At 44.6% G+C, this 2,863-nt stretch carries 4 protein-coding genes; 1 reads left to right on the plus strand and 3 read right to left on the minus strand.

Translation table 11 applies throughout. The annotated features are described in order from the left end of the window. Together elbB and CAG68_RS22190 are read right to left on the minus strand one after the other, a co-directional pair. On the minus strand, positions 1-579 hold a 579-nt coding region (elbB, locus tag CAG68_RS13830), incomplete at its 3' end, for an isoprenoid biosynthesis glyoxalase ElbB (protein ID WP_161441286.1). Between the two features lie 12 nt (positions 580-591). Further along, a complete protein-coding gene (locus tag CAG68_RS22190) occupies positions 592-741 on the minus strand; it encodes a hypothetical protein (protein ID WP_017634379.1) in 150 nt (49 codons plus the stop codon). Positions 742-861: 120 nt separating this feature from the next. Here CAG68_RS22190 and yddG point away from each other — a divergent pair, with 120 nt between their 5' ends. Further along, complete coding sequence (gene yddG / locus CAG68_RS13835) at positions 862-1,764, plus strand: aromatic amino acid DMT transporter YddG (protein ID WP_042521459.1); 903 nt, start codon at positions 862-864, stop codon at positions 1,762-1,764. Positions 1,765-1,915: 151 nt separating this feature from the next. On the opposite strand, the gene CAG68_RS13840 is transcribed toward yddG, so the two are convergent. Beyond that, a complete protein-coding gene (locus tag CAG68_RS13840; RefSeq protein ID WP_053303754.1) occupies positions 1,916-2,809 on the minus strand; it encodes a cation diffusion facilitator family transporter in 894 nt (297 codons plus the stop codon). Positions 2,810-2,863: the final 54 nt, after the last annotated feature.

Below are 2,863 nucleotides of genomic sequence, written 5' to 3' on the forward strand. Positions count from 1 at the left end.
CATGTAAGCAGGGGTTGAAAGTACGAGGTGTTTTTCATCAAAAACGATGTCTTCGACAGGGCACGTGGTGTGTTCACCGCCCATTTGATTAAATGCTATTGAGACTGCCTCATCGTTGCCTACCGTTCCTTTCACGCCTTGCTCATAAATCATCGGAATAATGACAGGAGAAATACACAGATAGCCAGCTGGTTTTTTCGCATTAGCAAACGCGCGACAAGCTTGAGCTACGTGTGTGTTAATGGAGCACTCCGCACCCGAAACAGCGAAGTCGGTTAAGTTTTTCGCGGCACCAAACCCACCTGGAAGCAGTAGGGCATCGTATTCATCGACGTTAAGTTTGGCGACATCGTCAATATTTCCGCGTGCAATACGAGCTGATTCGATCAATACGTTACGTGTTTCATCCATTTCGTCACCAGTTAGGTGATTGATGACGTGGAGTTGGTCAATGTTAGGTGCAAAGCAGTGCCAAGTTGCACCTGCCTTCTCGATGGCGTAGAGCGCCAACACTGCTTCGTGGATCTCAGAACCGTCGTAAACGCCTGAACCACTTAAAATGACTGCGACTTTTTTCATGTTTGGATTCCTTTACTCTGAACGTTCCTTAGATTGCTCTTCGCTATCTAGACCATGCGTTTCCGAATGTGTTTTAACGTTTTCACTCTCGTTGTCATCTTCATCATAGTAGCGCACAACAAAGGGTGTAAGCATAACACTAGAGGGCAGAAAATGTTTCATATCGACTCCAACGGCTTAATAGAATGATTTTTATACTGATTTTTATAAAACAGTACGTTGAACCTGATCATTTTTGAGTTAAGCTGACGTTTCCTTTGGCATTCGTGAGTGGTAGGTCACATGAAATCAGTGCAATTTCGTTTCACACTTTATGGTTGTATCGCGATTCTCTCTTGGAGTTGTCTGCTTGGCATCGCGAGGTTGGTTACGGAGAGTTTAGGTCCTGTAGGCGGGGCAGCCATGTTGTACTCTCTTAGCTCTGTTTTCCTTCTTATCGTGGTCGGTATTCCAAAGTTGTCTTACTTTTCTCCCAAGTATCTTGTGCTTGGTGGTGCGATGTTCGTTTGTTATGAAATATTTCTCGCTCTATCTTTGGGATATTCCAACTCGCGCGCGCAGGCAATTGAGGTGTCGATTGTCAATTACCTTTGGCCCGCACTGACGGTTTTATTTGCGGTCCTTGGCAGCAATAAAAAAACAAACTGGTTGCTTTATCCCGCAGTTACGCTGGCGTTTGTTGGGGTTGCTTGGACTGTGAGCGGTGAGAATGGCTTATCCATAACTCAGATCATGTCCAATGTTAGTAGTAACCCTCTGGTGTATTTTATGGCTTTCGCTGGCGCGGTTATATGGGCTTTTTATTGCAACTTAACCCAAAGGCAGCAATCTAAACATAATGCGATTACCCTGTTTTTTATTGCAACAGCTGTTTCGCTTTGGGTCAAATACGCGTTTACGGATGAGCCACCAATGACATTCAGTTGGGAAGCGATGGGGTACTTAGTGGCCTCTGCGGCTTTAATGGCTGGTGGTTATGGTTTATGGAATATCGCGATCGTTGGCGGCAATATGGTTTTTCTCGCCACCTTGTCTTACTTCACACCCATTTTTTCCGCTTTATTTTCTTCCATTATTCTTGGCGTAACTCTGAGCCATAGCTTTTGGCAGGGCGTTGTGATGGTAACGGTGGGCTCGCTGATGTGTTGGTTAGTCACCAAAGAGAAGCGCGAAGCGGCTGGGTAAGTTACCAACGAGATCAGAGAATTTAAGTGAGCAACGAACAGATCTCCCTTGCGAGCTGTATTCGAATACGAAGAAACTAAATCGAAAAAATTAAAAAAGCTCCCGAGATTGGGAGCTTTTTATTGAGTTTTAACGGCTCTTTGGTGGCACTCTAATAAGCGACGTTCAAGTGTAGTTGAAGCTTGAATCTGTGCTTCGACAGTCGCTTGATAAGCTGCTTACGAGTGTGCTCTAGTGTATCAAGCTCCAATGTGTCGTCATCAATATGTACGTCCACATTTACTCGTAGCTCTTGGCCCACCTTCGTTACGCCAGCCAGTTTCAATTGATGCTCAGTTACTTTTTCAATCTCAAGAACATCTTTGCCAACGCTCTGACACAGCTCTTTGCTTGGTGCCATCATTAGTAGTTCACGTAAGGCACCTACTAGCATATCGAACGGTACTTTGAGGAAGTAAAAGCCCATTAAAACCATCATCATGGGGTCGGCATATACCGCATACTCAGAGAATGGCGTTAGTGAAACAGCCCAAGCCGAGATAAATCCTACGGTCACCGCCACACTCAACAAAGTATCCATTTGCCACTGTTTTTTCTCCGCTTCAATCAAGCCTGATGAGAAGCGGCGGCTGCGTTTCGCCATAAACCACCAAGCGTAACCACAACCGATAACATTCACGATGCCGAATAAGGTCGCAATAGAAGCATCGACCTCGCGACCTCCAGACATCAATGCTGATATCGCAGAGTAGAGAGAGAAGCTTACAACCACTAAAATGACGGCTGCTTTTATCGCAATAACGATTGGTTCTAAGACCGCTTTTCCAAATGGGAATACAGATTTTGAAGGCTTGTTAATATAGTAAGAAGCGGCCAGTGACAATAAAGTTAACAGTAAGCTGACCAAAGAGTAAACACCGTCAAACACGATGACAATTGATCCTACAAGCAAGCCAAGTACCATACCACCAGCAGCGAACCCAGATGCCAAAAGGGCTGAAATGGTTAGAATACGGTTTTCGTTTTTGCTTGTCCTGTCACACATAAAAGATGCCTTTGAATTTTAATACCTTACTATTCTTCGCTCATAAGGTAATTT

Origin of the sequence: Vibrio sp. V42_P2S4T144 (assembly GCF_009904715.1) — a bacterium.
Taxonomy (GTDB): Bacteria; Pseudomonadota; Gammaproteobacteria; order Enterobacterales; family Vibrionaceae; genus Vibrio; species Vibrio alginolyticus.

Excerpts from the sequence above, each read along its gene's own strand:
- CAG68_RS22190 (WP_017634379.1), bottom strand. The coding sequence starts at position 741 with ATGAAACATTTTCTGCCCTCTAGTGTTATGCTTACACCCTTTGTTGTG.
- yddG (WP_042521459.1), top strand. The coding sequence starts at position 862 with ATGAAATCAGTGCAATTTCGTTTCACACTTTATGGTTGTATCGCGATT.
- CAG68_RS13840 (WP_053303754.1), bottom strand. The coding sequence starts at position 2,809 with ATGTGTGACAGGACAAGCAAAAACGAAAACCGTATTCTAACCATTTCA.